Source organism: Roseixanthobacter pseudopolyaromaticivorans (assembly GCF_043195145.2).
Taxonomy (GTDB): domain Bacteria; phylum Pseudomonadota; class Alphaproteobacteria; order Rhizobiales; family Xanthobacteraceae; genus NCEH01.
In genome coordinates this window covers 449,696-464,329 of the sequence record NZ_CM195539.1, presented here as the reverse complement: position 1 = coordinate 464,329, position 14,634 = coordinate 449,696, and the positions used below count along the sequence as shown (strand labels likewise).

At 66.9% G+C, this 14,634-nt stretch carries 17 protein-coding genes and 1 tRNA gene; 10 read left to right on the top strand and 8 right to left on the bottom strand.

All coding sequences use genetic code 11. The features are described 5' to 3' along the window. The first annotated feature begins 129 nt into the window (after positions 1–129). A tRNA-Arg gene (locus V5F68_RS02130) sits at positions 130–206 on the top strand. A gap of 250 nt (positions 207–456) precedes the next feature. Here the strand turns inward: V5F68_RS02130 and V5F68_RS02125 are convergent. The 4 genes from V5F68_RS02125 to V5F68_RS02110 form a co-directional block, all read right to left on the bottom strand. After that, a complete protein-coding gene (locus tag V5F68_RS02125; protein ID WP_394014682.1) occupies positions 457–675 on the bottom strand; it encodes a hypothetical protein in 219 nt (72 codons plus the stop codon). Positions 676–778: 103 nt separating this feature from the next. Next, positions 779–1,015 (bottom strand): hypothetical protein, encoded by a 237-nt coding sequence (locus tag V5F68_RS02120; RefSeq protein WP_394014683.1) that lies wholly within the window; start codon positions 1,013–1,015, stop codon positions 779–781. A 128-nt stretch (positions 1,016–1,143) separates the two neighbouring features. After that, positions 1,144–1,344 (bottom strand): hypothetical protein, encoded by a 201-nt coding sequence (locus V5F68_RS02115; RefSeq protein ID WP_394014684.1) that lies wholly within the window; start codon positions 1,342–1,344, stop codon positions 1,144–1,146. 155 nt (positions 1,345–1,499) lie between these two features. Next, positions 1,500–1,769, bottom strand: coding sequence for a CsbD family protein (locus V5F68_RS02110; RefSeq protein WP_348846632.1), 270 nt, complete (start codon positions 1,767–1,769; stop codon positions 1,500–1,502). A 167-nt stretch (positions 1,770–1,936) separates the two neighbouring features. Between V5F68_RS02110 and V5F68_RS02105 the strand changes: the two genes are divergently transcribed. Together V5F68_RS02105 and V5F68_RS02100 are read left to right on the top strand one after the other, a co-directional pair. Further along, positions 1,937–2,653 (top strand): Crp/Fnr family transcriptional regulator, encoded by a 717-nt coding sequence (locus V5F68_RS02105; RefSeq protein ID WP_394014685.1) that lies wholly within the window; start codon positions 1,937–1,939, stop codon positions 2,651–2,653. Between the two features lie 126 nt (positions 2,654–2,779). Continuing rightward, positions 2,780–3,163, top strand: coding sequence for a response regulator (locus V5F68_RS02100; RefSeq protein ID WP_394014686.1), 384 nt, complete (start codon positions 2,780–2,782; stop codon positions 3,161–3,163). Here V5F68_RS02100 and V5F68_RS02095 read toward each other — a convergent pair. The 4 genes from V5F68_RS02095 to V5F68_RS02080 form a co-directional block, all read right to left on the bottom strand. Then, complete coding sequence (locus tag V5F68_RS02095; protein WP_394014687.1) at positions 3,160–3,900, bottom strand: FadR/GntR family transcriptional regulator; 741 nt, start codon at positions 3,898–3,900, stop codon at positions 3,160–3,162. The genes V5F68_RS02100 and V5F68_RS02095 overlap by 4 nt on opposite strands. A gap of 191 nt (positions 3,901–4,091) precedes the next feature. Next, positions 4,092–4,832, bottom strand: a complete 741-nt coding sequence (locus V5F68_RS02090) for an SDR family NAD(P)-dependent oxidoreductase (RefSeq protein ID WP_394014688.1) — start codon at positions 4,830–4,832, stop codon at positions 4,092–4,094. Between the two features lie 26 nt (positions 4,833–4,858). After that, positions 4,859–5,641, bottom strand: coding sequence for an SDR family oxidoreductase (locus tag V5F68_RS02085; protein WP_394014689.1), 783 nt, complete (start codon positions 5,639–5,641; stop codon positions 4,859–4,861). Beyond that, complete coding sequence (locus V5F68_RS02080) at positions 5,638–6,642, bottom strand: NAD(P)H-quinone oxidoreductase (protein ID WP_394014690.1); 1,005 nt, start codon at positions 6,640–6,642, stop codon at positions 5,638–5,640. Before V5F68_RS02080 ends, V5F68_RS02085 begins: the two co-directional genes overlap by 4 nt. A gap of 167 nt (positions 6,643–6,809) precedes the next feature. On the opposite strand from V5F68_RS02080, the gene V5F68_RS02075 reads away from it, so the two are divergent. From V5F68_RS02075 to V5F68_RS02045, 7 genes are all read left to right on the top strand, one after another. After that, a complete protein-coding gene (locus V5F68_RS02075; RefSeq protein WP_394014691.1) occupies positions 6,810–8,042 on the top strand; it encodes an ABC transporter substrate-binding protein in 1,233 nt (410 codons plus the stop codon). Positions 8,043–8,193: 151 nt separating this feature from the next. Beyond that, positions 8,194–9,066 carry a branched-chain amino acid ABC transporter permease gene (locus V5F68_RS02070; RefSeq protein ID WP_394014692.1) on the top strand — a complete coding sequence of 291 codons (873 nt, stop codon included), beginning with the start codon at positions 8,194–8,196 and terminating at the stop codon, positions 9,064–9,066. 4 nt (positions 9,067–9,070) lie between these two features. Beyond that, the gene (locus tag V5F68_RS02065; protein WP_394014693.1) at positions 9,071–10,906 is read left to right on the top strand and encodes a branched-chain amino acid ABC transporter ATP-binding protein/permease; all 1,836 of its coding nucleotides are present in this window, start codon (positions 9,071–9,073) and stop codon (positions 10,904–10,906) included. Next, positions 10,890–11,594 (top strand): ABC transporter ATP-binding protein, encoded by a 705-nt coding sequence (locus V5F68_RS02060; RefSeq protein ID WP_394014694.1) that lies wholly within the window; start codon positions 10,890–10,892, stop codon positions 11,592–11,594. The genes V5F68_RS02065 and V5F68_RS02060 overlap by 17 nt, the downstream gene beginning before the upstream one ends. A gap of 18 nt (positions 11,595–11,612) precedes the next feature. After that, positions 11,613–13,046 carry an aldehyde dehydrogenase family protein gene (locus V5F68_RS02055; protein WP_394014695.1) on the top strand — a complete coding sequence of 478 codons (1,434 nt, stop codon included), beginning with the start codon at positions 11,613–11,615 and terminating at the stop codon, positions 13,044–13,046. Between the two features lies 1 nt (position 13,047). Next, positions 13,048–13,845 carry a shikimate dehydrogenase family protein gene (locus V5F68_RS02050; RefSeq protein WP_394014696.1) on the top strand — a complete coding sequence of 266 codons (798 nt, stop codon included), beginning with the start codon at positions 13,048–13,050 and terminating at the stop codon, positions 13,843–13,845. Continuing rightward, positions 13,842–14,621, top strand: coding sequence for an SDR family NAD(P)-dependent oxidoreductase (locus tag V5F68_RS02045; protein ID WP_394014697.1), 780 nt, complete (start codon positions 13,842–13,844; stop codon positions 14,619–14,621). The genes V5F68_RS02050 and V5F68_RS02045 overlap by 4 nt, the downstream gene beginning before the upstream one ends. The last annotated feature ends 13 nt before the right edge of the window (positions 14,622–14,634 follow it).

Genomic DNA, 14,634 nt, shown 5'->3' with positions numbered 1-14,634 from the left:
GCAGCGCACTTTGCCCTTGCCAGGGTAAAATAAAAGCTGTAGCTCACACTTCCTCGCAAGCGGGTCGCCGCTTCGAGCCCTCGGGGCCTCGGCCCCAGGCGATCTTCGGATCGGCAATGGGAAAACAATGCGCCCGTAGCTCAGCTGGATAGAGCACCAGACTACGAATCTGGGGGTCAGGAGTTCGAATCTCTTCGGGCGCGCCATTGTTTTCAAAGATTTAGCGGATTTGAGAAAAGCGCATCCCCGCGCGCATCCGCAGCTTTCCCCCATCACCAACTTCGTTACAACAAAGCCGCACGGGCACCCCATCCACCCGGACATAGCCTTCCCTATTCCCCGTAACCGGGAGCACGGGCGCGCCTGATGCGGCGGTGCCTCGGTCCGTTCGGTGGCTCAGGACGGTCTGAAGGGATGTGGCATCGCAGGCCGCCTGCTCTTCGCGGGCGGGCGCATTCAGTCCCGAAGATGGGATGACAGCAACAGGTCGAGCTGTTGAGAGGCCTCCTCGGAGGAGGCCGCACTGTCCTGCTCGGCGGCTCGAACCAGGCTTTCGACGGTACGCCGCACAGCTTGCGAGCGGACACCCTCGAACCGGCGAATGATGAAGAGCGCAGCATCGTGCAACGTCACGAGCGTCTCGGCACCTTCGTTGCCGGCGACGGAGATGGGCAAGGCGAGCTTTCTATTCCAATTGGCCATGCCAGAGGAACGCGGCGGATGCCCATTGGTTGCACAGCAGATGCGCGACCCGCGCGCAACCGGTGCGCAGCGCGCCTCAGAGGGCGGCGCGCATCATTTCCAAGCGGTTGCGGAAGGCGATGAGGGATTCGGGCGCGTCCGCATCCAGGCCGGCGAGCAGGAATTCGCCCAGCGCGTCCGCATCCTTCTCGTGCAGGAAGCCCATGGCTTCGTCGAGCGAGGCGACTTCGCGATCCTCAGTGCCGATGACGAGGCGCAGGGACGAGGGAGCGGCAGTGATACGGGAGAACGAGCCCATCTTGGTTCCTTCCATTCCATTCACGGCGCGCGTCGCGCCGGCCGCATAGTAAACGCGCCACTAAGGCTGCGGTTCCGCCCAAGAAAAACCCCGCCTCTCGGAGGAGAGGCGGGGCTTCCTGATGCGGCATATGGGATGCCGGCTTAGCGCTGATCGGGATTGCGCTTCTGGTCGGGGCGCTGCTGGTCGGAGCCGTGCTGGCCCTGGCCGCCGCCGGTCTGGCTCTGCTGGCCGGAGCCGGGCTTCTGCCCGCCCTGCTGACGGTTGCGCTCTTCCTGGGCGCGCTGGCCCTCCTGCTCAGTCTGATTGCGGTCGTCAGGATTGCGATCGTTGGGATTGCCCATGGGACGTTTCCTTATGGTTGAGGGGAATATTCCCCGTTTCATCAACCGACGCTCGTCCGGCCCGTTCCAGCTTGGCGGCAAATAAAGCCGGCGAAATGAAAACGCCCGGCCTCATGGGGCCGGGCGCAAAAGCGTCAGCGAGACGCGAGACAACGTCAGCGAGAGGCGAGATAGCCGAGCACGAAGCCGACGGCACCCGCCATCAGCAAGGCGGGCAAGGGCTGCTGTTCCACCTGCCGGCTGATCTTGCGGCCACCCGCGCGCACCACGTCGGCGGTATCGCCAAGGGCGCGCTGGGCCGAGCCGGCCACCTGGTCATAAACCCCTTCCGCCTTCAACGATCCGTCGCCGACAATGGCTCCGGCAGCTTCCTTGATGCGTCCACCCGTCTCGGTGGCTGCGCCCTTTAGCGTATTCTGGTCCATGGTTCGCTCCTTGCGTGTCCGGGAGAGAAACGGAAGCTGGGGCGGCAAGTTCCTTGCACGGTGGAGAATGACGCACGGCTTGCGATCGCCGCGCGGCGGCCGGCGCTCGGGCCTCGCCTTGTGGCCCCCGCCGCCGACCGCTAAAACGCGCAAGTGAGGGGCGTTCGATGACCAATCCACTTGTCCGCAGGCTTGAACATTACGATCAGGTGTCCAGCGCGGAACGCGCGCTCCTTGAAAGCATAACGACGCATGTCATTTCGGTTCCCGCTGGCACGGACGCGGTGCGGGAGGGGGACCGGCCGGGTGTCAGTACGCTTCTGCTGGACGGCCATTGTGCGCGCTACAACCTCACCGAGGACGGGCGCCGCCGCATCACCGCCCTGCACATCGCCGGCGATTTCGTGGACCTGCACGGCTTCATCCTGCGCAAGATGGACCACAGCGTCGGCGCGTTGACGGACTGCGCGTTCGCCTGCGTCGACCATTCCATCGTCAAGGACATCACGGAACATCACCCGCACATCACGCGCCTATTCTGGCTCAGCACGCTGGTAGACGCGGCGGTGCACCGGCAATGGCTCGCCATCTCCCATGCCTCGGCCGCCAAGCGGGCGGCGCATCTGTTCTGCGAGCTTCTGATCCGCAAGCGCACGGTCGGCCTCACCTCGGGCGACAGCTATTTCCTGCCGATCACCCAGGCCGATCTTGGCGACGCGCTGAGCATTTCCAAGGTGCACATGAGCCGCACCATGAAGGAATTGCGGGCGAAAAATCTCATCACCTGGGAAGAGGATCGCCTGACCATTCCCGATTGGGATGCGATTTCCGAATTCGCCAATTTCGATCCGACCTATCTGAGCCTGTCGAAAGAGCCGCGCTGACCGCTCCGCCGCGCCCGGCGAAACGGTATTTCTTCCAGCCAAGTTAACCTGCGTTATCTCGCCCCGGCTGCGCTTCTGTCACACCGGCGCATGGAAACACAGATCGCGCAGGATATGGGGCGGGTTTTGAACGGGCTTCGGCATCGGGTGCTGCTGATCGGCGACGAATACGTATTGTCCAGCGATATCGCCGGCATTCTCAGGCGCCACGGATTTGATGTGATCGGGCCGCTGACCTTCGCAGCGGCACAGGACTTCCTGCGCGACGGCCTGCATGCCGATTGCGCGGTGGTCGATATTCATCTGCATCAGCCGCTCCTGGAGCCGATCGCGGGGCATCTGCGGGCGGCGAACGTGCCCATGCTGTTCGCGGCGACGCTCGGCATTGCCCGTGTGCCGCCCTCGCTCGCGGATGTTCCGGTCTGGGGCGATGCGTTCGATCATGAAAGCATCACCAGCCATCTGCGCGCCCTGCTGGCGTGGCGCAGCGAGTCCGGATCGGGGGCCTAGTCCGCCCCCGGCTTGGCGCCGCGCGGCGCCAGATAGAGGGTCAGCCGCGCGGCGGCATTCTCCAAATGGGTGATGGCGGCGGCCTGGGCGCGCTCCGAATCGCCGGCGGCGACCGCATCGAAGATCGCCTGGTGCTCGCGCTGCACCGCCTCGGTCAGGCCCTGCATGCGGGCGGTGTTGGAGCGGGCGGCGCGGATGAAGGTGCGCACGCGCCGGTCGAGAAAGTCCGAGAGATCGCGGAAGAACGGGTTTCCGGTCGCCTCGACGATGGCGCGATGGAAGGCGACATCCTCGTCCACGCCCGGGTCGCCCCGGTCGATGGCGGCCTGCATGGCGTCGAGCTGGGCCTGGATCTGCTCCAGGTCATGCGCCGTGCGGCGCACCGCGGCATGGGCCGTGGCGGTGGATTCGACCGCCATCAGCAGTTCCACGATGTGGCGGATCTCATCCTCGTTGTGGAAGTCGGAAATATCGATGCGGAACGTGGACACCGCGCCCGGCTCGGCCACGAAGGCGCCGGCGCCCTGGCGCGTCAGCACCAGGCCGTCATGCTTCAGCCGCCCCACGGCCTCGCGCACGATCGGACGGGAGACGCCATAGGTGCCGGCCAGCTGCTGCTCGGTCGGCAGCCGCTCGCCGGGGCGCAAGCGGCCCGAGGAGATTTCTTCACGCAAGCGCTGCGCCAGGGTATCCGCCAGGGAGGGACCGCGTCCGATAATGTCGTGGGTCCGGCTCATCCTCTACACTCCAGATCGCGCCCTGCCCCCGAGCGTGGGACCGGCCGCAACGCGATCGCCTGGGCGATTCCGCTGCAAGCCTAAGTCCATCACGCCAGCGAGGGATAGAGCGGGATTAACGTTGCGGCCGCCGCTGAGCGACAGCGCCCGATCTCACGTCCCGATCTCCTTGAGGCGGAGCCCTCTCCGCCTCAACTCGCGATATACAGACCGCCATTCACATGCACCGTCTCGCCGGTGACGAAACTTGCCCAGTCCGAGCACAGGAACGCCACCACGCGGGCGATTTCCTCCACCGTGCCGAGGCGCTTCATGGGCGTCTGATCCAGCAGTGCCGCGCCCTTCGCATCCATCAGCCCGCGCACCATCGGCGTGTCGATCAGGCCCGGCGACACCGCATTCACCCGCACGCGCGGGGCAAGCTCGATGGCGAGCGAGCGCGAGAAGGCGAGCACGGCGCCCTTGGCAGCGGAATAATCCGCATGGGCGAAACTGCCACGATGACCCGCCATGGAGGCGAGATTGACGATCGCCGCCCCCTCCGCAAACAGCGGGATCGCCCGGCGGCAGGTATAGAACACGCCGTCCAGATTGACCGCGATGCCCTGGCGCCAATAGGCATCGTCCATCTCCGCCACCTGCCGCGCGCGGTAGAGCCCGGCGGAGGTGACGAGGAAATCCAACGTCCCGAACCGCGCTTTGGCCAGCGCGAGCGCACGGTCGGCGTCGTCGGGATCGGCGGCATCCTGGCGGGTCGCGACCACCCGCGTGCCGCTCGGGTCGAGGGTCCGGGCGAAGGCCTCCATTCCCTCGGCATCGAGGTCGGTCAGCACGCAATTGGCGCCGCATTCGAAAAAAGTCTGCGCCACCGCGCGCGAAATCCCGCCATTGGCGCCGGTGAGAAACAGGGTCTTGCCGGTAAAATCGAACATGGAATCAACCGTTTCTTGCGCGCAGGTCAGGTCAGAAGCCAGCCGCCGGCCACGTCCACCACCTGCCCAGTCACAAAGCTCGCCTGCTCGGAGGTCAGAAACAGGCATGTGTCCGCCACATCCTGCGGCGAGCCGAGACGGCGCAGCGGGGTCGCCATGCGGGCGGCCTCATTGGCTTCCGGCGCCGTGCCGCGCATCAGCGGCGTGTCGATGCGGCCCGGCGCCAGCGCATTCACGGTGATGCCGAGCGGGCCGAGTTCCCCCGCCAGATGCTTGGTGAAGCCGATGAGCGCGGCCTTCGAGGCGGCGTAATGCACCGCGACGATGTCGCAATAGGTGCGCCCCGCCACAGAGGAGACATTGACGATGCGCCCGCGTCCCAAGTCCCGCATGCCCGGCAGCACCACGCGCGTGCAGTTGAACGCGCCGGTGAGGTTCACGTCGATGACCCGCCGCCATTCCGCCGGGTCCATGGCGAAGGCGTCCACGCGGCGCTTGTCGGCGCCGCTCTTGGGTGAGATGCCGGCATTGTTCACCAGCACGTCGATGGGGCCGAGCGCGGCCGTCGCGATCGCGACGGCGGCGGCGACCGCGTCGTAATCCGCCACATCGGCGGAAACCGCGACAGCCTTCACCCCGCGCGCCGTCGCGCTGTCGGCGGCTTCCTGGGCAAGGGCGGGATCATGGTCGAGATAGGCGACCGCCGCGCCGGCATCGGCATGGGCATCGGCCATGGCCCGGCCGATGCCGCGCCCCGAGCCGGTGATGAGAACGACGCGGCCGCAATGGGTGCCGGCCTGCGCACTCACTTGCCCGTCTCCAGCATGATCTTGCCGGAATGGGCGCTCGATTCCATCAGGGCATGGGCGGCCTGCGCCTGCTCCAGCGGGAAGGTGGCATGGATCACCGGCCGCACCGCGCCGCTGTCCAGCAGCGGCCACACATCACGCCGCAGATGATCGGCGATCGCCGCCTTCAGCGGCACCGAGCGGGCGCGCAGCGTGGAGCCGGTGATGGTGAGGCGCCGCAGCATGACGGGCATCAAATCGATGTCCACCCGGCTCGGCTGCAGGAACGCGATCTGCACCAGCCGGCCCTCCAGCGCGAGCGCGGAGAGATTGCGGGCGATATAGGGGCCGCCGACCATGTCGAGGATCACATCCACGCCCTTGCCGTCGGTGAGGCGCTTCACCTCGGCGACGAAATCGGCGGCGCGATAGTCGATGGCCGCATCGGCGCCCAGGGAGAGGCAGAATTCGCATTTGTCCGGCGAGCCGGCGGTGGCGAACACGGTGGCGCCGGCGTGCTTGGCAAGCTGGATCGCGGTGGAGCCGATGCCGCTCGACCCGCCATGGACCAGGATCGTCTCGCCTTTGGCCAGCCGGCCACGGGTGAAGATGTTGTCGTAGACCGTATAGTAATTCTCCGGCAGGCCGGCGGCTTCCAGCAGGGAAAGCGGCTTGGGCACCGGCAGGCACAGCGGCGCCTCCGCCACGCAGTATTCAGCATAGCCGCCGCTGATCACCAGGGCGCAGACTTCATCGCCGATCTTCGGGGACGTGACGCCTTCACCGAGCGCGACCACGCGCCCGCCGATCTCCAGGCCGGGGATGTCGGTCGCGCCGGGAGGCGGCGGATAGCCGCCGGCGCGCTGGAGGCAATCGGGGCGGTTGACGCCCGCCGCCACCACTTCCACCAGCACCTGGCCGGGGCCGGGCGCGGGAACGGGCGCGGTCTCCACGCGAATGACTTCCGGCCCGCCCGATCCTTCAAAACGGATCTGGCGCATGGTGGTGGGCAAATCTGGCATGGGCAATTTCCTCCGTGCAGCTCTTGTAGAATGGCGGGCCGCAACTCGGATACGAAGTTAGCAATTTCCCACTTGTCAGGCAACTTGGTTATCTGCAAAGTTAGAGGGAAGGTCGCTCCCGAGCGGCCGCTGATGTCGTCGGTCTACGGCGCTTTATGGAGGAAATGATGAGGACGATTGCGCGGGCAGCGCTGGCTGCCGCTATGGTTTTGAGCGCGGCGCCGCTTGCCGGCATCACGCCCGCCGCCGCCCAGCAGACCATCAAGTTCGGCGCGCTCTACCCGTTCTCGGGCGGACTTGCGCTGCTCGGCGATGAGAGCTTCCGCGGCCTGGAAATCGCCGTCGAGGAGCGCAATGCCGCCGGCGGAATCAACGGCAAGACCATCACCCTCATCAAGGGTGATGCGGTGGACCCCAACCAGGCCGTGGGCGAAGCCCGCCGCCTGACCTCGGTGGACAATGTCTCCGCCATTTTCGGCACCTATTCCTCGTCCCTGTCGCTCGCCGCGACCCAGGTGGCCGAGCTGGCCGGCGTGCCCTATTTCGAGCTGGGCGCGGTGTCCGACCCGATCACCGAGCGCGGCTTCAAGAATGTCTTCCGCACCAATGCGACCGCGAAGGATTTCTCGGTCCGCATGGTCGATTCGATCCCGGATGCGATCGCCCCGGCGCTGGGCAAGAAGCCGGAAGACTTGAAAATCGGCATCATCTACGAAGACTCGCTCTACGGTCAGACCATGTCGGGCTATCAGAAGTCCCGCGCGGCCGAGAAGAAGCTCAACGTCGTCGAGGCGCTCGCTTATTCCGCCAAATCGGTTGACCTCACCCCGGTGATCCTGCGCCTGAAGAGCGCGGGCGTGGATGTGGTGCTGCAGACCTCCTATCAGAACGACACGGTGCTGTTCTTCCGCCAGATGAAGGACCAGGGCTTCAAGCCCAAGGCGGTGATCGGCGCCGGCGGCGGCTATTCGCTGCGCGACACCGTGGCGGCGGTCGGCCCGGAGAACATGGAGGGCGCGCTGGACGTGGACTTCACCCAGTATCGCACCAATCCGAAGGCGGCCCCGGGCATCGAGCAGTTCGTGACCAAGTACAAGGCCAAGTACGGCACCGATCCGCGCTCGGGCCATAGCCTTGCGAACTACATGGGCGCCAAGGTGTTCTTCGACGCCATCGCCGCGTCCAAGGATCTCACCGCCGACAACATCCGCGCCCAGGTGCTGAAGGTGGACCTGCCCGTCGGCAGCACCGCCACCGGCTGGGGCGCCAAATTCTCCGAGCAGGGCCAGAACACCCGCGCCCTTCCCTTCCTGATGCAGTGGCAGGGTGGCGAACTCGTCACCGTGTTCCCGGAAGACGCCGCCGTCGCCAAGATGAAGGTCGGCGTCGGCACCAACTGAGCCTCCCGGCTTGCACCTTGCGGCCGCCGCCCCAAAGCGGCGGCCGTTTTTCAACCAGACGTCGTCGGCCGTCCCCTCAGGGGCCGTTGACGTTCGCCGTGCCGTTGCCCCCGGCGCTTTCCGCCCGCCCCGTCCGCCTGGAGTCCGCGCGATGGACGTTTTCATTCAGCTCCTGATCAACGGCATCCTGCTCGGCAGCATGTACGCGATCATCAGCGTTGGCCTGACCCTCATCTTCGGCATCGTCCGGGTGGTGAACTTCGCCCATGGCGAGTTCCTGATGGTCGGCATGTACGGCGCCTATCTGCTCGCCGCGAAATTCGGCCTGCATCCTTATGTGTCGGCCATTCCCATCGTGCTGCTTCTGTTCGCGTTCGGCGCCCTGGTGCAGCGCTTCATCATCCAGCCGCTGCTGTCGGCGGAAGAGCATATCCAGATTTTCGCCACCGTCGGACTGTCCACCGCGCTGATGAACCTCGCGCTGATGATCTTCGGCGCCGACCTCTATTCGGTTCCCCCGTCCGTGGTGCAGCATTCGATCAATATCGGCGGCTTCACCCTGGTGATCGGCCAGATCGTGATGTTCGTGTGCGCCCTGGCGCTGGTTGCGGGCCTGCATCTGTTCATGCAATCCACCCCGCTCGGCCGCGCCATCCGCGCCACGGCGCAGAACCGCAATGCCGCTTTGCTGATGGGCGTGCGCGTGGACCGCATCTATGTGATCGCCTTCGGCCTCGGCGCCGCTTGCGTCGGCCTCGCCAGCGCGCTGGTGATGCCGCTCTATCCCGTGACGCCCACCATCGGCACCTATTTCGTGCTCACCGCCTTCGTGGTGGTGGTGCTCGGCGGCATGCGCTCCATGTACGGCGCCTTCTTCGGCGCCATGATCATCGGCATCGTGGATAGTCTTTCGGGATATTACATCGCGCCCGACCTCAAGGAGGTCGTCTATTTCGTGATCTTCATCCTGATCTTGATCTTCAAGCCGACCGGCCTGTTCGGCCTCGGCCGCGGGACGGAGTGATCCCATGACCGTGAAAGCCACCTCCGCACCCGCCGCGCATCAGAAGGGCCCCGGCCTGCTCGCCGCCGTGACCAACCCGCGCGTCTATTGTTCGCTGATCGCGCTGGCCTTGCTGCTGATCATTCCGGTGGTCTCCGGCTCGCCGTTCGTGGTGCATGTGTTCGTCACCATCTGCGTGTTCGCCGCGCTCTCCACGGCCTGGAACATCGTCGGCGGCTATGCCGGCCAGCTCTCGCTCGGCCACATGGTGTTCTATGGCATCGGCGGCTACACGACCGCGCTGCTGATCACCCATTTCGGCCTTACCCCATGGCTCGGCATGCTGGTGGGCGCGGCGCTGGCGGCGATCGTCGGGCTGGCCATCGGCTATCCCTGCTTCCGCCTGCGCGGCCCGTTCTTCTCGCTCGCCACCATCGCGTTCCTGGAAGTGGTGCGGCTGCTGTCGATCCATTTCCACGAGGTCACCGGCGGCTCGGCGGGCCTGATCGTGCCGCTGAAGCTCGGCTGGACGTGGATGATCTTCCGCGAGAAGATCAATTATCTCTACATCGCCTTCGGCCTGCTTCTGCTGTGCATTGCGGTGTCCTATTTGATCCGCAATTCGCGCCTCGGCTTCTATCTGACCGCGGTGCGCGAGCGCGATCCGGCGGCCTTGGCGGCGGGCGTCAACAACACCGGGGTGAAGCTGCAGGCGATCGCCATTTCGGCGGCGCTCACGGCGCTCGTCGGCGCGTTCCACGCCATGTACATGACGTTCCTTGAACCGGCGACCATGTTCTCGCTGGCCACCTCCATCGAGATCGCCATGTTCTCGCTGATCGGCGGCCTCGGCACGGTGGCGGGGCCGCTGCTCGGCACGGTGCTGGTGGTGCCGCTGGCGGAACTGGCGCGCGGCTGGCTCGGCGCCTCGGCGAACGGCCTGCACGGCTTCGTCTACGGCACGGTGCTGGTGATCATCACCCTCACCTTGCCCGGCGGCCTGGTGGGCACGTTCGGCAAGCGCGTCGGCCGCTGGATCGACGCTTTGCCCGGCGGCGGCCGCGCGATCCCGGTGCGCGAGGCGCCCGCGCTCACTGCCATCACCGGCACGCCCGGCGAGCCGATCCTGATCGCGAAAAACCTGATGAAGACCTTCGGCGGCCTGATCGCCACCGACAATATCTCGCTCACCCTCAAGCGCGGCGAGATTCTCGGCATCATCGGTCCGAACGGCGCCGGCAAGACCACCTTCTTCAACCAGCTCTCCGGCTTCCTGTGGCCGAACTCCGGCACCGTCTCGATCATCGGGCCCGACGGGGTGGCCGTGACCCCCAAGAGCGCCGACGGCTTCGCCCGCATGGGCATCGGCCGCACGTTCCAGATCGTCCAGCCGTTCGGCAAGCTCACTGTGCTGGAGAACATCATGATCGGCGCCTTCCTGCGCCATCCCAAGGTGGAGGACGCGCGCGCCGCCGCCCTGCGGGTGGCGAAGGTGGTGGGGCTCGACGACGTGAAGGATGTCGAGGCCGGCACCTTGCCCATCGGCGGCCTCAAGCGCCTGGAAGTGGCGCGCACGCTCGCCACCGAGCCCAACATCCTGCTGCTGGACGAAGTGATGGCGGGCCAGAGCCAAGCCGATACCCAGCGGATGGTGCAGCTCATCCGCACCATCCGCGACCACGGTGTCACCGTGGTCGCCATCGAACACAACATGCAGGCGATCATGAGTCTGTCGGACCGCATCGCGGTGATCGATTCCGGCAAGCTGATCGCGGAGGGCCCGCCACAGGACGTGGTGCGCGACCGCCGCGTGATCGAAGCCTATCTCGGGGAGGATTATGCCGATGCTCAAGGTCTCTGAGATTTCGGCCGGCTACGGCCGCACGGTCATCCTCGAAGATGTCTCGATCCGCGTCGGGCGCGGCGAGGTGGTCACCATCATCGGCGCCAACGGCGCGGGCAAGACCACTTTGCTGCGGGCGATCTCCGGGCTGGTGAAGCCGGGGCGCGGCGAGATCGTCTTCGACGGCCAGCGCATCGACAAGCTGGACCCAGCCGAGATTGTCGGGCGCGGTCTCGTCATGGTGCCGGAAGCGCGCCAGCTGTTCCCGGTGATGACCGTGAAGGACAATGTCCTCATGGGTTGCTACCACCCGAAGGCCCGCGCCGGCGCCGCCCGGCGGTTCGAGGAAGTGCTGGACATCTTCCCCCGCGTGCGCGAGCGCCTGAGCCAGCTCGCCGGATCGCTCTCGGGCGGCGAACAGCAGATGGTGGCGATCGCGCGCGGCCTGATGGCGGCGCCGAAACTGCTGATGCTGGACGAACCCTCGCTCGGCCTTGCCCCCATCATCGTGCAGCAGATGTTCGATGTGCTCGACCGCATCTGCAAGATGGGCACGACCGTGCTGCTGGTGGAGCAGAAGGCGTTCCACGCGCTGAAGATCGCCGACCGCGCTTATGTGATCGAGAACGGCCATATCGCCATCGAGAACACCGGCCCCGGCCTGCTGGCCGATCCCCACATCAAGACCGTCTATCTCGGCATTTGAACCCCCGGAATCCTTGCCATGCTGCATAAGAACTTCATTGCCGGCGATTGGGTCGAGGGCACGCGGGTCAACCGCAACATCAATCCCTCCAATCTCGACGACCTCGTAGGCGAATACGCCCTCGCCGACGCCGCGCAGGCGCAAGCGGCCATCGATGCCGCCTTCACCGCCTTCCCGGCCTGGGCCGCCGCGAGCCCGGAACTGCGGGCCGACGCGCTCGACCGCATCGGCACGGAAATCCTCGCCCGCAGGGAAGAGCTCGGCACCCTGCTCTCGCGCGAGGAAGGCAAGACGCTGGCCGAGGGGATCGGCGAAGCCACGCGCGCCGGCCGCGTGTTCAAATTCTTCTCCGGCGAGGCGCTGCGCCTCACCGGCGACAAGCTCGCCTCGGTGCGGCCGGGCGTGGAAGTGGAGATCACCCGCGAGCCGGAAGGCGTGGTCGGGCTCATCACGCCGTGGAATTTCCCCATCGCCATTCCCGCCTGGAAGATCGCCCCCGCGCTCGCCTACGGCAATTGCGTGGTGTTCAAGCCTGCGGAACTGGTGCCCGGCTCGGCCTGGGCGCTGGCGGAAATCATCGCCCGCTCCGGCCTGCCCGAGGGCGTCTTCAATCTGGTGATGGGGCCCGGCTCGCAGGTCGGCAATGCGCTGGTGCATTCGCCCAAGGTGCGCGCCATCTCCTTCACCGGCTCGGTGCCGGTGGGCCGCCGCATCGCCGGCGACCTCGTGGCGCGCGGCGCCAAGTTCCAGCTGGAGATGGGCGGCAAGAACCCGCTCGTGGTGCTGGACGATGCGGACCTGAAGACGGCGGTGGAAGCCGCGGTGAACGGCGCCTTCTATTCCACCGGTCAGCGCTGCACCGCCTCCTCGCGCCTGATCGTCGAGAGCGAGATCCACGATCGGTTCGTCGCCGCCTTGTCCGAGCGCCTCGCCGCCCTGACGGTGGATGATGCGCTGAAAGCCGGCACCGATATCGGCCCGGTGGTGAGCCAGGACCAGCTCGAGCAGGACCTGGACTATGTCGGCATCGGCAAGGCGGAAGGCGCCAAGGTGATCGGCGGCGAGCGCCTGGAGCGCGGCACGCCCGGCTATTACATGGCCCCGGCGCTGATGACCGAGACCGACAATGCCATGCGCATCAACCGCGAGGAGATCTTCGGGCCGGTCGCGAGCGTGATCCGCGTGCGCAATTACGAGGAAGCGCTGGCGGTCGCCAACGACACGGAATTCGGCCTCTCCTCCGGCATCTGCACCACCTCGCTCAAGCATGCGAGCGACTTCCGCCGCCGCTCCCAGGCCGGAATGGTGATGGTGAACCTCGCCACCGCGGGGGTGGATTATCACGCTCCGTTCGGCGGCCGGAAGGGCTCGTCCTACGGCCCGCGCGAACAGGGCGCCTATGCCCGCGAATTCTACACGGCGGTGAAGACCGCATACACGCTGGCGGGATGACATGAGCGAGATCACCGGACACACGCGCCTCTTCGGCATCCTGGCCGATCCCATCCACCATGTGAAAACGCCCCAGGCGCTCAACGCGCTGATGAAGCGCGTCGGCTATGACGGCGTGCTGGTGCCCCTTCACGCCAGCGCCGACGACCTCGCCGCCGTGGTCGGCGGGCTGCGGCTGCTGCGCAATCTTGGCGGCCTCATCGTCACCGTTCCGCACAAGACCGCCATCGTCGATCTGTGCGACGAGGTGAGCGAGAGCGCGCGCCTCATCGGCGCCGTCAACACCATCCGCCGCGAGGCGGACGGGCGGCTGGTGGGCGAGATGCTGGACGGGCACGGCTTCGTCGCCGGGCTTCGGCGGAACGGCATCGAGCCGGAAGGCCGCAGCGCCTATCTCGCCGGCGCCGGCGGTGCGGCGAATGCCATCGCCTTCGCTTTGGCCCAGGCGGGCATCTCGCGCCTGACCATCGCCAACCGCACGCGCGCCAAGGCGGAAGATCTCGCCGGACGCCTCGCCGGCCCGTTCCCGAATCTGCAAGTGGACATCGGCACGCCCGACCCGTCCGGCCACGACCTGGTGGTGAACGCCACCTCGCTCGGCCTGAAGGCGGGGGATCCGCTGCCCCTGGACGCCGCCTGCCTGACGCCCGACCAGATCGTCGCCGAGATCATCATGCAGCCGGTCATCACCGCGCTGCTCGCGGCGGCGCAGGCGCGCGGCTGCCGCACCCAGCCGGGCCAGCCGATGCTGGAGTGCCAGCTCGACCTGATGGCGAAGTTCGTCGGAATGGAACCGTGAACGCGCTCCCCTCCCCCGCGCTCCCGGCCATCGGCCTGCTGAGGGATCGCTGCGCCCTGGTCACCGGCGGCGCCTCGGGCATCGGCCTTGCGATCAGCCGGGCGCTGCGCGCCCAGGGCGCGCGCCTGGTGCTGCTCGATCCCGATCCGAAGTCGGGCGATGTCGCGGCGGAGCTTGGCGAGACCGTCGCGGTTTCCGGCTCCGTGACCAGCCGCGCCGACGTGGCGCGGGCCTGCGACGCGGCGGACGCCTTCGGCGGGCTCGACATCGTGGTGGCGAACGCGGGCATATCCTCGAACCAGCCGACGCTCGACGTCACCGACGCCGACTGGCAGCGGGTGATGGACATCAACCTCACCGGCGTCTTCCTCACCGCGCAGGAAGCGGGCCGGCGGATGCAGGCGCGCGGGCGCGGCTCGATCCTGCTCATGGCCTCCATGTACGGCGTCGTCGCCGCACCGGAGCGCATCGGCTACTGCGTCTCCAAGGCCGGCGTCGTCATGATGGCGAAGGCGCTGGCGGTGGAATGGGCGGCGCGCGGCGTGCGGGTGAACGCCATCGCGCCGGGTTATGTGCGCACGCCGTTCCTGGACGACCTCGCCGCGCGCGGCCGGCTCGATCTCGACCGCCTGGAAAAGCGCACGCCCATCGGCCGGCTGATTACGCCCGACGAGGTGGCGCAAGCGGCGGTATTCCTCGCCAGCGACCATGCCGGCGCCATCACCGGGCAGGTGCTCGGCGTCGACGGCGGCTGGGCCGCCTACGGATATCTCTAAAGATTTGGACGCA

What these genes read in the sequence shown, in the direction of transcription:
- V5F68_RS02120 (WP_394014683.1), bottom strand. Translation starts at nt 1,015, where the DNA reads ATGGAAGGAACCAAGATGGGCTCGTTCTCCCGTATCACTGCCGCTCCC.
- V5F68_RS02115 (WP_394014684.1), bottom strand. Translation starts at nt 1,344, where the DNA reads ATGGGCAATCCCAACGATCGCAATCCTGACGACCGCAATCAGACTGAG.
- V5F68_RS02110 (WP_348846632.1), bottom strand. Translation starts at nt 1,769, where the DNA reads ATGGACCAGAATACGCTAAAGGGCGCAGCCACCGAGACGGGTGGACGC.
- V5F68_RS02105 (WP_394014685.1), top strand. Translation starts at nt 1,937, where the DNA reads ATGACCAATCCACTTGTCCGCAGGCTTGAACATTACGATCAGGTGTCC.
- V5F68_RS02095 (WP_394014687.1), bottom strand. Translation starts at nt 3,900, where the DNA reads ATGAGCCGGACCCACGACATTATCGGACGCGGTCCCTCCCTGGCGGAT.
- V5F68_RS02090 (WP_394014688.1), bottom strand. Translation starts at nt 4,832, where the DNA reads ATGTTCGATTTTACCGGCAAGACCCTGTTTCTCACCGGCGCCAATGGC.
- V5F68_RS02080 (WP_394014690.1), bottom strand. Translation starts at nt 6,642, where the DNA reads ATGCCAGATTTGCCCACCACCATGCGCCAGATCCGTTTTGAAGGATCG.
- V5F68_RS02075 (WP_394014691.1), top strand. Translation starts at nt 6,810, where the DNA reads ATGAGGACGATTGCGCGGGCAGCGCTGGCTGCCGCTATGGTTTTGAGC.
- V5F68_RS02070 (WP_394014692.1), top strand. Translation starts at nt 8,194, where the DNA reads ATGGACGTTTTCATTCAGCTCCTGATCAACGGCATCCTGCTCGGCAGC.
- V5F68_RS02065 (WP_394014693.1), top strand. Translation starts at nt 9,071, where the DNA reads ATGACCGTGAAAGCCACCTCCGCACCCGCCGCGCATCAGAAGGGCCCC.
- V5F68_RS02060 (WP_394014694.1), top strand. Translation starts at nt 10,890, where the DNA reads ATGCTCAAGGTCTCTGAGATTTCGGCCGGCTACGGCCGCACGGTCATC.
- V5F68_RS02055 (WP_394014695.1), top strand. Translation starts at nt 11,613, where the DNA reads ATGCTGCATAAGAACTTCATTGCCGGCGATTGGGTCGAGGGCACGCGG.
- V5F68_RS02050 (WP_394014696.1), top strand. Translation starts at nt 13,048, where the DNA reads ATGAGCGAGATCACCGGACACACGCGCCTCTTCGGCATCCTGGCCGAT.